Raw genomic sequence first — 16,718 nt, 5'->3', positions numbered from 1 at the left:
TGTCACAAGCTCATTGCATTCCAGTTTTATTTGTGTCCTGAGACTACCATCAAAAACGTTATTTAGTAAGAAATCTTATACTCTCTTATCTGCCAAAACAGGTGTACTTGCTGCACCTTTATTTTTAACACCAAAAAAGAACATACATTCCCACCAAAACAAATAGCAATGCTTTGGTCATGAATTATGTCACTACTTTTTCAATGAAGGAGATCAGCGTTTTATGAACTCTCTCTTTGTTGAATTGCAGGAAAATCAAGCCAACCACTTTGGCTATCATTTCTGTATTCCAACCTTTATGCTTAACCAGTTTCTCATTAGAAGTGTCTATGATATTCAACAGCATTTCCCAGTCAGCTTTCCCTTCGCACTTCATAAACTGGGAGTGCACCGTAATAAACAGATTTCTCTGTATGAGCCGCCTGCTTATTATCTGGCAGGGTAATTTCCGTTTCGATAAGCCATAGTAAATTTTATTAAAATAAAAAACAGCCCTTATTTCCTGAACAAGAAAACAAGAGCTGCTCTCTTAAAAGAAGTTTAATAACGCAATTCCTCCAATTATCATAATAACAGCAATAATTCTCCTCTGATCAATTGGATATTTCGGGAGGTTAAACATACCAAAATGATCAATTAACAACCCCATTATTATTTGCCCTAAGATGGTAGACATCATCGTCAGTGTAACGCCCAGATGAGGCATTAAGCTAATATTCGATGCAATGTATGCAGCCCCGAGCAGACCGCCGGCAAAATGCCAGGGCTTCAATTTAAAATTACCAGAGGTACGTGTTAATTTTACCCCTTTACTAAGGATTATTGACAGAATAAATAGCACAATGGTACCTACGATAAAGGATATAAAAGCTGCGTAAATAAATGAATCTACTTCATATCGTAATTCGCTATTGATAGCTGTTTGCATCGGCGGCATCATTCCGGTAAATAAACCGAACACGATCCATAAACGGGAATAGTTTTGAGAGCCGCCCGGCTTCTTTTTGGCATTCATATAAATAATTCCGATGATTAAAAGGACCGCACCAATAATATGCATAACATGTAATGGTTTTACCTCTGCGCCGAACCAGCCGAATGTATCAATTAAAATTCCAATCACCATTTGTCCAGTGACTGCCGCAATAACAGTTAATGCTGCGCCGATTCTGGGTAATAAAATAATATTACCTGTTAGAAAGATTACCCCAAGCACACCGCCGGCAAACCAGACGTAAGACAAAGATTGTGATGCGAAAAACGATATCGTAAATTTGCCGGGATCCATAATGAAATTAATGATAAATAAAATAATACTCCCTGATAAAAAAGAGTAAAAGGAGGTAGGAAAAATAGCTTTGGTAAATAAATTCAGGCGGTTATTTACCGCTGTCTGCATAGGAATCATCATCCCTGCGATAATCCCTAAGACGATTAATATGTACAAAAAAGAAACCTTCTTTCTCAGAAAACGTAATGTATTTATTTTAGCAAAGTTATCAAGGAAAACAATATTCCTGCTTTTTTCAGATAAGCTTGTGAACTACCCACCACTGACGAAATGGACCAAGCTAACCCTCTTGTCCCAAAAGTTTATATGATAATAGATAGTAGATTAGGAAATTCCTAATAGATGTATGCCTTCGTTCTTGATATTGATTGCTGCATTATAATCTCTATCCATATTTAGACCACAACTGCATAGATAAGTACGTTCTGATAAGGTTATTTCTTTTACCAAACTACATGATGAGCACATCTTTGTCGATGGAAACCATTTATCTATCTTGATCAGTTGTTTCCCTTGCTCTTTTAGTTTGTACTGTAAGAAAAAAGTGAACATACCCCAGCCGTTATCCATGACACTCTTTCCAAATTGAAGAGCTTGTGACATTCCTTTCATGTTTAAGTCCTCCATAATTATTGCGTCAAACTTTGTTACAAGTACTTTTGATTTATGCTGCAAAAAATTCTTTCGTTGATTGGCGACTTTCTCCCCGATTTTAGCTAATCGAATACGCTGTTTATTCCAATTAGAGGAACCTTTCTCTTTACGAGAGAGTTTACGTTGTTCGATTGCTAATTTTTCAAGCATTTGTCGATAGAAACGTGGATAATTGGCTTTCTTACCTGTTTCGCTATCGACAAATAGCCCATCCATCGCAAAATCTAATCCTGCAACCTGGTGAACTTCTTTGCTTTTTATCTCGTTTTCATATTCCGTCAAAATAGAAATATTTAAATGAAGCTATGCATTTGCTAAAGCTAAAGAATCCACTTCTTTTAGCCACTCAAATTCTTTCTTATATTTTGCTGGTGTGGGGTTTTCCCTCCGCTTGGATCCTTCTTTATCTTTCTGGAATGTTTCATAGCTATTCATTCGCTCTGCCAACATTTGATTATAGACAAAACGTACACATCCGAACGTTTTACGAACCAAAGAAGCCTGTTCCTCTGTCGGATAAATTCAAAATTTATATGCTTTTTGTTGTTTGGGCATAACAACTACCTCTAACGGAACTTTTGTTCCAAACACACCATAACAAAAACTTTTTGGCTATCACCAACCGAAATTCATCTCCCCTTATCGTTGCATGGAAGCCTTTCTTACGCTTGAAGAGGGGACTTCTTTCGGAAAAATGTTAAATTTGAACATTTTAAGAACTTTCGTTGTTTGTGAAGAATTTCACTTGTTTTATATTTCAAAAGCGTTATAATGAAATTAAGATAATGTGAAATATTTCACATGTTGAATTATTAAGAGGAGGGGTTTTGCTATGAAAGTAGCAGATGAAATGGTGAAAAGAGTTCCTTGGGATGGTTTCCTTGATGGTAATTGGCAGAAAGAAATCGATGTGCGTGATTTTATATCACAGAATTATAGCTTATATGAAGGAAACGAATCCTTCCTGGCAGGACCGACTCAGGCAACTAAAGATTTGTGGGACCAAGTCATGCAATTAACCAAAGAGGAACGGGAAAATGGCGGCGTTTATGATTTAGATACAAAGATCGTATCAACGATTACTTCCCATAATGCAGGCTATCTGAATAAGCCACTTGAAAAAATAGTCGGTGTTCAGACTGATGAGCCTTTCAAACGTGCTTTAATGCCATTTGGAGGTATCCGTATGGCAGTAGCTGCTGCAGAATCCTATGGATATAAGGTGGATGATGAAGTTGTTCATACCTTTACGGAACATCGTAAAACGCATAACCAGGGAGTCTTTGACGCCTATACACCCGAAATCTTAAAAGCAAGAAAAGCAGGAATTATCACCGGTCTCCCGGATGCATATGGTCGCGGGCGTATTATTGGAGATTACCGCAGAGTTGCCTTATATGGTGTTGATCGTTTAATCGAAGAAAAGAAAAAAGATCTTAGCCTGATCGGTAATGGAACAATGACAGAGGATGTTATTCGTGACCGCGAAGAAACTTCAGAACAAATTCGTTCACTGCAGGACTTGAAAAAACTCGGAGAAAAATATGAATTTGACCTTTCAAAGCCTGCAGCAACTGCTCAGGAAGCCTTCCAATGGCTCTATTTAGCATATTTAGCTGCAATTAAAGAACAAAACGGTGCAGCAATGAGCCTTGGCCGTGTTTCTACATTCTTAGATATTTATATAGATAGAGATATTAAAAATGGGGTTATGACAGAGGAAGAAGCACAAGAACTTGTCGATCATTTTGTGATGAAGCTGCGTCTCGTTAAATTCGCAAGAACACCAGATTACAACGAATTATTCAGCGGAGACCCAACTTGGGTAACAGAATCATTGGCAGGGATAGCAGAAGATGGACGTCCACTTGTAACAAAGAGTTCCTACCGTTTTCTGCATACGCTAGATAATTTAGGACCAGCACCTGAACCAAACTTAACAGTTCTATGGTCAAAAAAATTGCCTGAAAACTATAAAAAATATTGTGCTAAAATGTCCATTAAAACAAGCTCCATTCAATATGAAAATGACGATATCATGCGTCCGATTTACGGAGATGATTATGGGATTGCCTGCTGTGTATCTGCCATGCGCATCGGTAAACAAATGCAATTCTTCGGTGCCCGGGCCAACTTAGCGAAAGCACTTCTTTATGCAATCAATGGCGGGGTCGATGAAAATCTGAAAATGCAGGTAGCTCCAAACTATGCACCAATTACGTCAGAATATCTGGATTATGACGAGGTGATAGAAAAATATGATACACTCTTAGACTGGTTATCCGGGTTATATGTCAACGCATTAAACGTTATCCATTATATGCATGACAAATACAGCTATGAACGTCTGGAAATGGCACTGCATGACCATGAAGTATTACGGACAATGGCCTGCGGTGTTGCAGGATTGTCTGTGATTGCCGACTCCTTAAGTGCCATTAAATATGCCAAAGTAAAAACTATTCGCGATGAAGATGGCCTTGTCGTTGATTATGAAATTGAAGGAGATTATCCTAAATACGGTAATAATGATGAACGCGTCGATGAGATTGCAGTCAATTTAGTGAAGAACTTTATGAATAAAATTAAAAAACATCATATGTATCGCAATGCTGTACCAACGCAGTCTATTCTGACTATTACTTCCAATGTTGTTTACGGGAAGAAAACAGGAAATACACCAGATGGACGAAAAGCAGGAGAACCTTTTGCACCAGGAGCAAATCCATTACATGGCCGCGATAAAAACGGCTCCTTAGCTTCTTTAAGCTCTGTTGCAAAATTACCATATAAGTATGCGATGGATGGTATCTCCAACACATTCTCCATCGTACCGAAAGCATTAGGTAAAGATGAAGAAACAAGAACAACAAACTTAGCCGGCATTCTTGACGGTTACGCAGAAAAACAGGGGCATCATCTAAACATCAATGTATTTGATCGTGAAACCTTATTAGATGCGATGGAGCACCCGGAAGAATATCCGCAGCTGACCATTCGTGTCTCGGGATATGCGGTAAACTTTATTAAACTGACAAGAGAGCAACAAATTGATGTGATAAATCGGACCTTCCATGAAAGCCTGTAAGGTCCTGTAAGAAAATGATTATCAAGCGCTCATAAAATTATCAGAGCGGTTGATGAAGAATTATTTTAAGCAATAAAGCGGGGAGGAAGAGCATCATGAAAGAAGGAAGAATTCACTCAATCGAAACGTGTGGAACGGTAGATGGGCCGGGGCTGCGGTACGTTATATTTACCCAGGGCTGCCTATTACGCTGCAAATTTTGTCACAATCCCGATACTTGGAAAATGGGGGCAGGAAAGAAAATGTCTGTACAAGAGCTTGTAAAAGACATTAAAGATTATCTTCCATTTTTCCAGGCTACGAATGGAGGAGTGACTGTAAGCGGCGGAGAGCCTTTGCTTCAGGTTGAATTTTTACTCGAACTATTTACCGAACTGAAAAAATTAGGCGTACACACAACCATTGATACTTCTGCCGGGTGCTTTAACCGCTCTCCTCACTTTATAGAGAATTTAGATAAAGTACTAGAATTAACCGATTTAGTATTATTAGATTTAAAGCATATTAATTCTGTAGAGCACAAAGAACTCACAGGTCTTTCAAATGAACACATTCTGGATATGGCCAATTATTTAGACCAAAAAAACGTTCCCGTCTGGATCCGGCACGTACTGGTACCTGGCGGCAGTGATAACGATGAATACTTGCAAGAACTATCAGACTTTATTGCTACATTAAATAATGTCGAAAAAATAGAAGTCTTGCCTTATCATAAATTAGGTGTTTATAAATGGGAAAATCTTGGATTAGATTATCCGCTCGAGGGTGTGGAGCCACCGACAGAGGATCGCGTGAAAAATGCGGAGGATATTTTGAATCGGGTGAAAGTGATATAACAGCGGGAACTTCCTTGCTCGATATTGCTCTTTATATAGATGAAAGGAGCCGTTCACACAAAAAAAAGCGGCTCCTTTCACTATATATTTTTTTATAAATCAATACCTTATCGATGCTGCAGCCAAAAAAATTGCTAAAATAGAAATTAATCTTTTAAGAAATAAATTTCTATCTCTAAATCCTCTCCAGCCGCGTTTCCCTCGTTATCTAGTGGTGCATCTATCAGCAGGGTTGATTGTTCAACTTCTTGCGCAGTGGATTCTTCTAAAATAAATGGGAATTGACGCAGGAAAGGAGCTCTTTCTTGACTACGGGTACATTTTAACATTTCCATCTCTCTTTCATCATCAGGTACTTTAAATGTATCTGATAATGATCCATTCACTGTTTCAGCAGAGTCGATTATAATTGTAACCGGTCCTGTTTCATATGTGCCGATATCATTAGCTTCTTTATATCTTATAAAATTCGCCTATAGTATGTAAGCGTGTTGGATGTTCTGTAATTAGATCAGACTCTTCTTTCTTTTCACTGCAACTTACCAGAATAAACGGTATAGAAAAAATACACTCAGTTTCCTCTCTCTGTTACCCTTGAGTTGTCGAGACAAAAGGAATGGGAGAGGAAAAGAGTGCACCATCATTTTATCACAGAGTTGTTAGGAATTAAAGATACGCATGTGGATGTGTGGGATATCAGAGAAGAAGAAAATTATTTTATTGCGGAATTGTTCACGAAACAGCGCAAGCAGAAGTGTCCTTTTTGCGGAGAGAGGACCAAGCGGATGCATGGCTATCGCTGGCAAAGCGTTCAAGGACCAGCGTTTACGACCAAAGAAATTCATATTTCCCTGCGAAAGAGACGTTATATTTGTACGTCATGCCATCACACATTTTATGAACGTTTACAAATGATTCAACGGTATCAACGGTGTATGGCGAGCGTTCAGACGACAGCGATGATGCATGCAGCGATAAGTTCCTTTCGAACGGCAGCGCTCGTAACTGGAGTGACGGAAAGTCGCGTTTTACGATGGTTTGACCAGAAGGAGCTAACATCTAGGAAGGTATTGCCGCGTGTTATTGCGATTGATGAGTTTAAAGGAGATGCGGATGGCAAAAGGTTTCAATTGAATGTAGTAGATGTGGAGAATCGAAGAATTATCGATATCTTGCCGGATCGAAAAGTAGAAACAATGGAGGAGTACCTGAAGTCTTGTGATACAGGAAAGGTAGAGATTGTCGTGATGGATTTATCCCGAAGTTTTAAACAAGCTATTTGAAAAGCGTTGGGAGATCCTCTTATTATCGCAGATCGTTTTCACTTTATGCGACAGGTCTATTGGGCTTTTGATGAAGTACGTCGTGAAGTTCAAAAAGGACTGCCCAAGAAAGATCGGATTCGAATGAAACGCTCCAAGAAGCTTCTTTGGAAATCATGGATAACGTGCTCTGATAACCAGAAGAAGAAAATCCAACAATTATTAGAAATAGATACGCGCTTAAAGGAAGCCTATGATTTAAAGCATGCATTGGATATGTGGTTTAAGGAAAGTGACGAATATAGCGTAGCTGCAGGTTTAGAAGCATGCTTAAAAAAGTTGAAAGCATCCACATTAGATGGATTTCATCGTGTCGCGGCTACATTTAAAAGATGGCGTCAAGAGATCCTTCAATCTTTTATGTACCCTTATAATAATGGCTACATAGAAGGAGTAAATAACACCATTAAAGTATTAAAGAGACTATCTTATGGAATTAAAAATTTTGAGCGAATGAGAAAGAAAATTCTATGGCAACAAGAGGTAAAGCTTGTATTAAAATAAGCTCATAAAAAAAGAGGTGGGGAATGATTATTCCACCACCACATTTGACATAGAACCAATTATTTATAGTTAATAACGCAATAAAATTTAAAACGCCATCCTTCTAAACTCTTGTTATAAGACAAACAAGAAAACGAAAAATGACGTTTAATGGTTTATTTAAATTTTTAAGTACAAACCTTTTCCAAAAATAATGCAACTGGAAATCTCCGATGTTTCCAGTTGCTTTTTCACACACACTATTACTTACGCCCCAGGCAGGATTCGAACCTGCGGCACACGGTTTAGGAAACCGATGCTCTATCCCCTGAGCTACTGGGGCTATTGGTATAATCAAGCGATTGTATTCGCCTAATTATATTTCATTGTCCGCCCTTCAAAAAATAAACGAACAATCGTATTATACTAAACCTTATCTATTTTGAAAAGCAGGTTGTTTCGTTCATTTACCTGCTTTCTGTAAACTTGTGCGATAAGGGATAGACAGGACATGAAGAATCATTAATAAACAGCCTACCAGAATAATTCCGGCAGAAGAAAGTTTTAATAGAATTGCCAGCCCTAAAAAAATGGGAATTGCTAATAAAGGGAGCCAGCCGCCTTTTTTACTTGCATCATAAAAATTTTCTTTACCGCAATGCGGACAGATCATTTTAATCTTAAATACCTGTTTAAAGGTCTGCCCATAACTCCATCTCTTCCCGCAATAGCTGCAGTCCGGTGTATGCATATACTTCCCCTCTTCTCTTCAAAGTTATTTCTGTGCATTTGTTATTTCGATAGAACGCTCTCTCGCTCCATTTACACATGCTTTAACAGCCTTATCAAATTCATTCGCCATTAACTGATTTAAGCCAGCCTCTGTTGTTCCGGACGGACTGGTAATATTAATGCGCAGCTGTTCTGGATTTTCTCCGGATGATTCAAGCATTTTCCCTGCACCAATAACGGTCTGTGTTAACAATTCTAATGCTGTCTCCTGGTCCAGTCCTGCCTCTACCGCTGCCTTCTCCATTGATTCTACCATATAATAGAAAAACGCCGGACCGCTTCCAGCAATAGCTGTAATTGTGTGCATATCCCTCTCATCGACAATTTTTGTTGTGCCTACTGTCTGGAAAAGCTCTTCTGCCAGATAAAGCTGACTAAGCTGGACGTAAGATCCCTTGGAAATAGCAGTAGCTGACTGGCCGATTAATGCAGATGTATTTGGCATCGTCCGAATAACAGGAATACCTTCTCCAAGCGTTTTTTCCATCTGTTCGATGGATAACCCTGCGATCACAGAAATAACCACGTGATGCGGCTTTATATGATCTTTAAGCCAATTTAAATAGTTACCCGCATCCTTAGGCTTCATAGCCAAAATAATAATATTTGCTTCCTGTATCATTTCTTCCTTATTCCGATTACATTGCACCCCATATTTTTCGGAAAGTAAATCTAGACGTGTATTATCACTGCGATTGGTAACAAGTACCTGTTCATTAGAAACAATATTGCTTCTCGTTATTCCGGCAATAATCGCCTCTGCTAAATTTCCTGCTCCAAAAAATGCAATTGTCTTATCCATGTATTTTCCTCCTGTAGTTATCTTGATTCATTTGATATATATCATCTGTACCTTGCTGACAATAAAAAAACTGATTACACATCCTATATAAAGGACGGAATCAGTATTATTTCCGCGGTACCACCTTTTTTGATAAAAGCTTATCCACTCTCTTTGATAATGCAGCATGCTGCAGTCAGCATCCGCCAACTTACTCACGGATAGGTTCATAAAGGCATTTACAGAAATCTCACAGCCACAGGATTTCCTCTCTTTCGTAAATGCACATAAATTACTGGTCCGTTCAACGTATTTTTTATTATGTTGAATTGTACTATAAGGGCTTGTCACGCTTTTGTCAAGAGTACATCTGCAAGGACAAAATAAGACACCTTATAATCTGATATAAAAAACAATTTTTGCTATACTTATATTGTATCTGAATGAAAGCCAGAAAGGAATTTTATCAATGGATGAATCAAAACAAATAAACCAGTTAACAGCTGTACGAAAAGAACTTACACGTTTTATGCTCAGCTACAAATTTGGACTGGATGAAATAAATACAAAGCTTAACATCCTTCAGGAAGAATTTGAGCATATTCATGATTACAATCCGATTGAACATTTAAAATCACGCATTAAATCACCTGAAAGTATTTTACAAAAATGCCAGCGCAAAAATATTCCAATTACGCAAGGGTCGATTAAGAACTATATCAAGGATATTGCAGGGATCCGTATTGTCTGCTCCTTTATCTCTGATATTTATAAAATCAGTGAAATGATACAAGGTCAGCAGGATATAAAAGTTATTGAAATAAAAGATTATATTAAGAATCCAAAACCAAATGGATACAAAAGCCTTCATTTGATTTTATCGATTCCTGTCTTTTTCTCTGACCGTCAGGAAGAGGTATTTATCGAAATACAGATTCGCACTGTTGCCATGGATTTCTGGGCGAGCTTAGAGCATAAAATTTATTATAAATATGATGGAGAAGTACCGGAACACCTGGTGGCAGAATTAACAACCAGCGCAAATATTGCAAATCAGCTAGATGAGAAGATGGAGTTTCTTCATTCGGAAATGAACGAGGCTAAAGAAGATAAACATGCAGAGAGCAAGCTCAACTTTCTGCCGCTGGATAACAAACGCTTTCCGCTGCCAAAGCAGTTATTGGAATCATTGATGGAGAGAAGAGATAAAGAGTAAATCTATGTAGGAATATATCAGAAAACCCGCAGCTCGAAAGCCACGGGTTTTTATTTATCATTATTTATTTTTGTTATAAATGGAGGAGGTAGAGGGATTCGAACCCCCGCGCGGTTTGACCCGCCTGTCGGTTTTCAAGACCGATCCCTTCAGCCAGACTTGGGTATACCTCCGTGAACACAAAAACTACTATACCACCCACCAATATTACTTGTCAACATTTTTCAAAAAAAAAGTGAAAGTCACTCCGAAATTAGAGTGTCTTTCACTTGAATATTACTTGCCAATCACTTCTACGCCGCCCATATAGGCACGTAGTACTTCCGGTACAACAACACTTCCATCTTCCTGTTGATAATTCTCTAAAATTGCTGCTACTGTACGTCCTAATGCAAGACCAGAACCATTTAAAGTATGAACAAATTCAGGTTTCCCGTTTGCTTCACGGCGGAATCTGATACCGGCACGGCGCGCCTGGAAATCTTCAAAATTAGAGCAGGAAGAGATCTCACGATACGTATCCTGGCTTGGGATCCATACTTCAATATCGTATTTTTTCGCTGCTGTAAAGCCTAAATCACCTGTACACATACTCATTACGCGGTAAGGTAATTCTAACAGCTGTAACACCTTCTCTGCTTCACCAGTCAGCTTTTCTAATGTTTCATAAGAATCTTCCGGTTTTACAAAATTCACGAGCTCGACTTTATTAAATTGATGCTGACGGATTAAACCGCGTGTATCTCTTCCGGCAGAACCTGCTTCAGAACGGAAGCTGGCACTGAATGCGACATATTTTTTCGGCAGATCATCTACTGTTAAAATTTCATCACGATGATAGTTCGTTACAGGAACTTCAGCTGTCGGTACCAGAAAATAATCCCAGCCCTCCAGCTTAAATGCGTCCTCTTCAAACTTAGGAAGCTGTCCGGTGCCGGTCATGCTCATCCGGTTCACAATATATGGAGGAAGCATTTCCTGATATCCATGCTTATCCGCATGCAGATCCATCATAAAGTTCAATAATGCACGCTCTAATCTCGCTCCTAACCCTTTATAGAAAACAAAACGGCTTCCTGTTACCTTTGCAGCGCGCTCAAAGTCTAAAATATCTAAATTTGTAGCAACATCCCAGTGCGGCTGTGCTTCAAATGAAAATTCTGGAACAGTGCCCCATTTACGTGCTTCTACGTTATCATCTTCATCTTCTCCGACAGGAACGCTCGCATGCGGCAGATTAGGAATAGAAAGCATGATCTGGTCTAAGGTTTCTTCAATTTCTTTTAATTCTTTATCAAGCTTAGATATTTCATCTCCAACTTCACGCATGGAAGCAATAGCTGCTTCAGCATCCTTCTTTTCACGCTTTAGAACAGAAATCTCCTTAGACACTTCATTACGCTTTGCCTTTAACTGTTCCGTCTCTGCGATTAATTCACGTCTTCTTACATCCAGCTCACCAAATTTATCTAATTCACTGAGATCTTCTCCACGGTGCGCGAGCCTTCTCTTTACCTCATCAAAGTTATTTCGTACATACTTCATATCTAACATCATTGTTACCTCCTTGTATATTTGACTTCCTCTTTAAACCATTAAAAAACTCCCGTCCCTTATATAGAAAGGGACGAGAGTATATTTCCCGCGTTGCCACCCTAGTTAAAAAATCCAAATGGACTCTTTCGGCTTTGTATACGAATAACGTCGTATCTCCGTGCTTACTTACAATGACTGACTCACTTCGATAAGCATGCTCCAGGATGGATTCACTGTATTCTAACGCTAATTTACACCAGCCATTAGCTCTCTACAGATAGAAAAACAGCTACTAGTTCCTATCAACACATTATGTTTTTTTTGAATTATTGTATATCATAAGCTATTTCATATCAGGTTGCAAGGTTTCTGGAGAAATTAATTAAAAAAGTCCTTTAACCCAGTTGTATGCTCCCTGGAACATATTTACGAAGAAATCACCTATAGATTGTAAAGTGAGCATAAACCAATTAGCCTTTTCAACAGAGTCCATAGCAACTAATTCGTAACTTTCCTGGCTTGCTTCATCTGAAATATAGCCATAATCTTCTTCTTCCCCATCATAGACAACGTTAACTGTTCCAATTACTTCATCCGCTTCTATTGGAGCTTCCAGCTCACCGTTACTATTTAATTTATCTTCATCTAACGTATATTCTAAATGATAAAGCTCTTCCTCACCTGATTTCACAGGAACCTGAATAGCATTATTAATACCAATATTTACTTCTTTGTCTTTTCCTTTTGCGACAGGAATTGTTTCTTCGCCTTCTTCTTGATATCCTGCAGGAAACAATTCTTTTGTTTCAAACTGGTCAAATCCATAATCTAACAGCTTTGCCGTTTCTTCAAAGCGTTTTTCCATACTCGGTGTTTTCATAACAACCGTGATAAGCCGTTTTCCATCACGTTCTGCTGTTCCTGTAAAAGCATAACCGGCAAGATCAGTATGACCTGTTTTCAAGCCGTCTACACCTTCATAATAGTATTGTTCTAAGTTCACTGAATCATGATCGAGCATGTAATTCCAGTTGTCAATTTCCTGTCCATCAAATTCTGTACTCGGTATACTTGATATTTCCAAAGCTTCCGGGTAGTCATTCACCAAAGCTGTCGCCAGAATTGCAGCTGCACGGGATGATAATAAGTTTGTATCATTAGGGCTGGTCCCTTCAGGATAATTATCTCCTAAACTCTCGTTATCTAATCCCGTTGAATTGACAAATTTATATTCCTGAAGACCTAATTCTTCGCCCTTCTCATTCATCAATTTAACAAATTCACTTTCAGATCCTGCAATTAATTCAGCCAATGCAATGGATGTAGCATTATCTGAGTTGATTGCCATTGCTTCATATAATTCTTTTACTGTATAGTCTTTTTGCTGTGTTAATCCAACACCTGAAAAATCGCCATTTGCGGATATACTATATGCATAATCACTAATCTGTGTTGTTGTATCCCAAGAAATATCCCCATTTTCAATTGCTTCCCAAACAAGATATTCTGTCATTATTTTCGTCATGCTAGCAGGAGGCAATGCCACGTCCGGGTCTTTCGCATATAAAATTTTACCCGTTTCTGCATCCACTAAAATAACCGATTCTGCCTCTAATTCTAATTCATCTGCATAAACAGACATGGCTGGTGTTCCTAAAGATGTTAAGACAAGCGCTGCTGCAGCCACCAAAAGAAATAATTTATTCATAGACTTTCTCACATTTCCGTACCTCCGTTTAATAATATAGCTTGTTTACATAAAACGAAACTTCATTCAGTGACATTTTTTTCGCTCTTTTTCCACTAAATAGGGCTTGTAAATTACCTGTTTCACCCAAAAGCGCAGCACTGTGATAAGTTCTATGTATTCTGCTAAGCACGCTTCACATTTTACCATAAAAATTCATAAAAAAATAGATAGAGCAACATCCTCTATCTATTTTTTTTACGACCGTATGACACAAATTTGTCATCATATAAAATTCATTTCATTACTGCACAAAATAGTTTGGAGCTTCTTTCGTAATTTGTACATCATGTGGATGACTTTCCTTTAATCCGGCACCTGTAATGCGGATAAATCGAGAGTCATTTCTTAGGCTCTCTAATGTTTTTGTACCACAATAACCCATACCAGAGCGCAGACCGCCTGCCAGCTGATGGAAGGTATCTCCAAGTGATCCTTTATAAGCAATACGTCCTTCAATACCTTCTGGCACGAGTTTCTTATTCTCTGAATCACTTTGGAAATAACGATCTTTGGATCCCGCCTGCATCGCTCCGACAGATCCCATACCACGATATACTTTATATTGGCGTCCCTGGAAAATTTCTGTTTCCCCCGGACTTTCCGATGTCCCTGCAAAAATACTTCCCAGCATTACTGCATGTGCACCTGCTGCTAAAGCTTTTACAATGTCACCAGAGTATTTAATGCCGCCGTCTGCAATGACAGGAACACCATACTCCTTTGCTGCCCGGGCACAATCATAAACAGCGGTGATTTGCGGTACACCAACACCTGCAACAACACGAGTTGTACAGATTGATCCTGGTCCAATACCTACTTTTACAACAGAAGCTCCTGCTTCAATTAAAGCCCTTGTCCCATCTTCTGTTGCTACGTTTCCTGCAATAATCGCTAAATCGGGATAGGCCTCACGAATATATTTTAATTGATCAAGAACACCTTTAGAGTGGCCATGTGCAGTATCAATAACAATACCATCTACTCCAGCATCAACTAATTTTTCAATCCGCTTCATCGCATCGCCAGTAACACCGACAGCAGCCGCTACAATTAACCGTCCTTGTGAATCCTTTGCTGCATTCGGAAATTCAATGACCTTTTCAATATCTTTAATCGTAATCAGCCCTTTTAGAATCCCTTGATCGTCAACGAGAGGCAGCTTTTCAATTTTATATTTCTGCAGAAGCTTTTCTGCTTCATCCAATGTTGTGCCAACTGGCGCTGTTACCAATTCCTCAGTTGTCATCACTTCTGAAATCAGAATTGAATAATCCTCAATAAAGCGTAAATCACGATTGGTTAAAATACCGACAAGCTTTTGTTCCTCAATATTATTAACAATTGGAACTCCTGAAATGCGGTATTTCCCCATTAAATGCTCCGCATCGTATACCTGATGCTCAGGAGTCAAGAAGAAAGGGTTCGTGATAACTCCACTTTCAGAGCGTTTTACACGGTCTACTTCCTCTGCCTGCTGTTCAATAGACATATTCTTATGAATAACACCAAATCCGCCCTGTCTTGCCATAGCAATTGCCATTTCTGCTTCTGTTACTGTATCCATTCCAGCACTGATAAAAGGTGATTTCAACTTTAAGTTTGATGTTAAATCAACACTTAAATCCACCTGATTTGGTAAAACCTCTGATTCAGCCGGAACAAGTAGTACATCATCAAACGTTAAACCTTCTTTTGCAAATTTGTCTTCTCTCATTGCTAGCTCATCCTCCAATCATTGAATTTACAACATAGTTTCACTTCATTTTGCAGATGCTATACAGTTTTCAAGGTATATCTTCATACGATATCGGAGAAACTGCTTAAAAAATACCGCCTTTGTGAAAGTAGTAGCAAATATCTATTTTTACTTACATTACTCTATCTTTTAAGCTTTTTCAAGCACCCTACATATAAGTACAAATAGAGGATAGATTCAAAATATTTAAATAGTTATGGAGCTGGAGTGATGATTCCTTATGAAGATATCTACTCGTTTTTAACTGCAGAAGAAAATGCGCAAAAATATTTAGAAAAAAGTTATCAATCTCAGGATGATACGAAAACAAAAAGCTATCAAAATAGTTCCTCGTTTATACACTATATAAATAATGGAATCAGTTTTATGGAATCCAGCCAAAGCAGCAATATTCTGGTTCAGCCTGTTTTGTCTTTTTATGGGATGATGCATCTTTTAAAAGGCTGGCTGTTAACAAAACGCCCTGATTATCCTGAAACAACAGCTGTACTTGCACACGGTTTGACAGCCCGGAAAAGAAAACGCAAAGATTATCGTTTTATTGAGGATGAAGTCAAAATTCAGCAGCAGGGTTTATTTCCATATGTCAGCCGTTATTTATTTTCTCACCATCCCTTCCCTTTAAATCGTGTTTCGATGCAGCTGCTGCTGCGTTCTATTCCAGAATTAAGTACTATCTGGAATTTTAACAAAGAAAATCCGATGGTTATTATTGGAGAAAAAGGAAGTAAACAGCTTTACTTTCCAGACAGTATTTTAGATGGATTTCATTTAAAAGAAACTACATTTGTAGAGCGAATTCGTCCCTTTCTTCCCCCAATCGAGGATATTCAGCAGAAAGAAGGAGGATTAGAGCTTTATCTGACAGGATCCGTCACAGATTGGAATGGACCTTTCCGTTATCATCTGTATAATGAATGTATTTATTTTCCGGCAGCAAGAGCAGATTATTTCCCTTATTCTGAGATCCTGGTGCATTATCTGCTTCTGTTTAATTTAAGCATGATTTGCAGGTATGAAACAGAATGGTGGGGAGAGCTTATCCAAATGAAGACAGATCGGGAATATCCGCTGATTCAACAATTTTTAAAAATAACACAGCAAAAAACACCAGCCCTTATCAGCCAGTGTTTATTGCAAAATTTTCAGGGTGAAACTAAATAAAAAATCAGCCGCCAAGCTGTATTTCCCATAGCCAGGCAGCTGATTTTCT

Annotated in this window: 11 protein-coding genes, 2 tRNA genes, 3 pseudogenes and 2 other annotated features; of the genes and pseudogenes, 6 read left to right on the top strand and 10 right to left on the bottom strand. The window is 38.5% G+C overall.

Going from position 1 to position 16,718, the window contains the following annotated elements:
* Positions 1–187: 187 nt before the first annotated feature.
* Positions 188–445 (top strand): annotated as a pseudogene (locus MKY30_RS06215) (ImmA/IrrE family metallo-endopeptidase); the annotation flags it as partial.
* An 84-nt stretch (positions 446–529) separates the two neighbouring features.
* On the opposite strand, the gene MKY30_RS06210 reads toward MKY30_RS06215, so the two are convergent.
* Both MKY30_RS06210 and MKY30_RS06205 read right to left on the bottom strand, forming a co-directional pair.
* Entirely contained in the window at positions 530–1,447 is a 918-nt protein-coding gene (locus MKY30_RS06210) for a DMT family transporter (RefSeq protein WP_147212267.1), read from the bottom strand.
* A 168-nt stretch (positions 1,448–1,615) separates the two neighbouring features.
* Positions 1,616–2,467, bottom strand: a pseudogene (locus MKY30_RS06205) (RNA-guided endonuclease InsQ/TnpB family protein).
* Positions 2,468–2,777: 310 nt separating this feature from the next.
* On the opposite strand from MKY30_RS06205, the gene pflB reads away from it, so the two are divergent.
* Positions 2,778–5,033, top strand: a complete 2,256-nt coding sequence (pflB, locus tag MKY30_RS06200) for a formate C-acetyltransferase (RefSeq protein ID WP_147212268.1) — start codon at positions 2,778–2,780, stop codon at positions 5,031–5,033.
* Positions 5,034–5,128: 95 nt separating this feature from the next.
* Positions 5,129–5,869, top strand: coding sequence for a pyruvate formate-lyase-activating protein (pflA, locus tag MKY30_RS06195; RefSeq protein ID WP_156988829.1), 741 nt, complete (start codon positions 5,129–5,131; stop codon positions 5,867–5,869).
* A gap of 146 nt (positions 5,870–6,015) precedes the next feature.
* Here the strand turns inward: pflA and MKY30_RS06190 are convergent, their stop codons facing one another.
* A complete protein-coding gene (locus MKY30_RS06190; protein ID WP_156988831.1) occupies positions 6,016–6,198 on the bottom strand; it encodes a hypothetical protein in 183 nt (60 codons plus the stop codon).
* 303 nt (positions 6,199–6,501) lie between these two features.
* Here MKY30_RS06190 and MKY30_RS06185 point away from each other — a divergent pair.
* A pseudogene (locus tag MKY30_RS06185) lies at positions 6,502–7,695 on the top strand (ISL3 family transposase).
* A gap of 249 nt (positions 7,696–7,944) precedes the next feature.
* Here MKY30_RS06185 and MKY30_RS06180 read toward each other — a convergent pair.
* From MKY30_RS06180 to proC, 3 genes are all read right to left on the bottom strand, one after another.
* A tRNA-Arg gene (locus MKY30_RS06180) sits at positions 7,945–8,017 on the bottom strand.
* Between the two features lie 120 nt (positions 8,018–8,137).
* Positions 8,138–8,425, bottom strand: coding sequence for a TIGR04104 family putative zinc finger protein (locus MKY30_RS06175; protein WP_147212803.1), 288 nt, complete (start codon positions 8,423–8,425; stop codon positions 8,138–8,140).
* Positions 8,426–8,449: 24 nt separating this feature from the next.
* Positions 8,450–9,268: a pyrroline-5-carboxylate reductase gene (proC, locus tag MKY30_RS06170; RefSeq protein ID WP_341083130.1), complete on the bottom strand. Its 819-nt coding sequence runs from the start codon at positions 9,266–9,268 to the stop codon at positions 8,450–8,452.
* An 87-nt stretch (positions 9,269–9,355) separates the two neighbouring features.
* Positions 9,356–9,564: a binding site (T-box leader), on the bottom strand.
* A gap of 152 nt (positions 9,565–9,716) precedes the next feature.
* On the opposite strand from proC, the gene MKY30_RS06165 reads away from it, so the two are divergent.
* Positions 9,717–10,463, top strand: a complete 747-nt coding sequence (locus MKY30_RS06165) for a GTP pyrophosphokinase (protein WP_147212805.1) — start codon at positions 9,717–9,719, stop codon at positions 10,461–10,463.
* 80 nt (positions 10,464–10,543) lie between these two features.
* Here the strand turns inward: MKY30_RS06165 and MKY30_RS06160 are convergent.
* From MKY30_RS06160 to guaB, 4 genes are all read right to left on the bottom strand, one after another.
* A tRNA-Ser gene (locus MKY30_RS06160) sits at positions 10,544–10,636 on the bottom strand.
* Between the two features lie 103 nt (positions 10,637–10,739).
* Positions 10,740–12,017, bottom strand: a complete 1,278-nt coding sequence (gene serS / locus MKY30_RS06155) for a serine--tRNA ligase (RefSeq protein ID WP_147212607.1) — start codon at positions 12,015–12,017, stop codon at positions 10,740–10,742.
* Between the two features lie 66 nt (positions 12,018–12,083).
* Positions 12,084–12,314, bottom strand: a binding site (T-box leader).
* A gap of 67 nt (positions 12,315–12,381) precedes the next feature.
* Complete coding sequence (locus MKY30_RS06150; protein ID WP_147212573.1) at positions 12,382–13,719, bottom strand: serine hydrolase; 1,338 nt, start codon at positions 13,717–13,719, stop codon at positions 12,382–12,384.
* 271 nt (positions 13,720–13,990) lie between these two features.
* The gene (guaB, locus tag MKY30_RS06145) at positions 13,991–15,463 is read right to left on the bottom strand and encodes an IMP dehydrogenase (RefSeq protein ID WP_147212574.1); all 1,473 of its coding nucleotides are present in this window, start codon (positions 15,461–15,463) and stop codon (positions 13,991–13,993) included.
* Positions 15,464–15,715: 252 nt separating this feature from the next.
* Between guaB and MKY30_RS06140 the strand changes: the two genes are divergently transcribed.
* Entirely contained in the window at positions 15,716–16,669 is a 954-nt protein-coding gene (locus MKY30_RS06140; RefSeq protein ID WP_341083126.1) for a YaaC family protein, read from the top strand.
* The last annotated feature ends 49 nt before the right edge of the window (positions 16,670–16,718 follow it).

Origin of the sequence: Oceanobacillus sp. FSL W8-0428 (genome assembly GCF_038004405.1) — a bacterium.
GTDB classification, from domain to species: Bacteria; Bacillota; Bacilli; order Bacillales; family Amphibacillaceae; genus Oceanobacillus; species Oceanobacillus sojae.
Note: the sequence above shows the minus strand (reverse complement) of the source record. Positions and strands in the feature narration are given on the sequence as shown.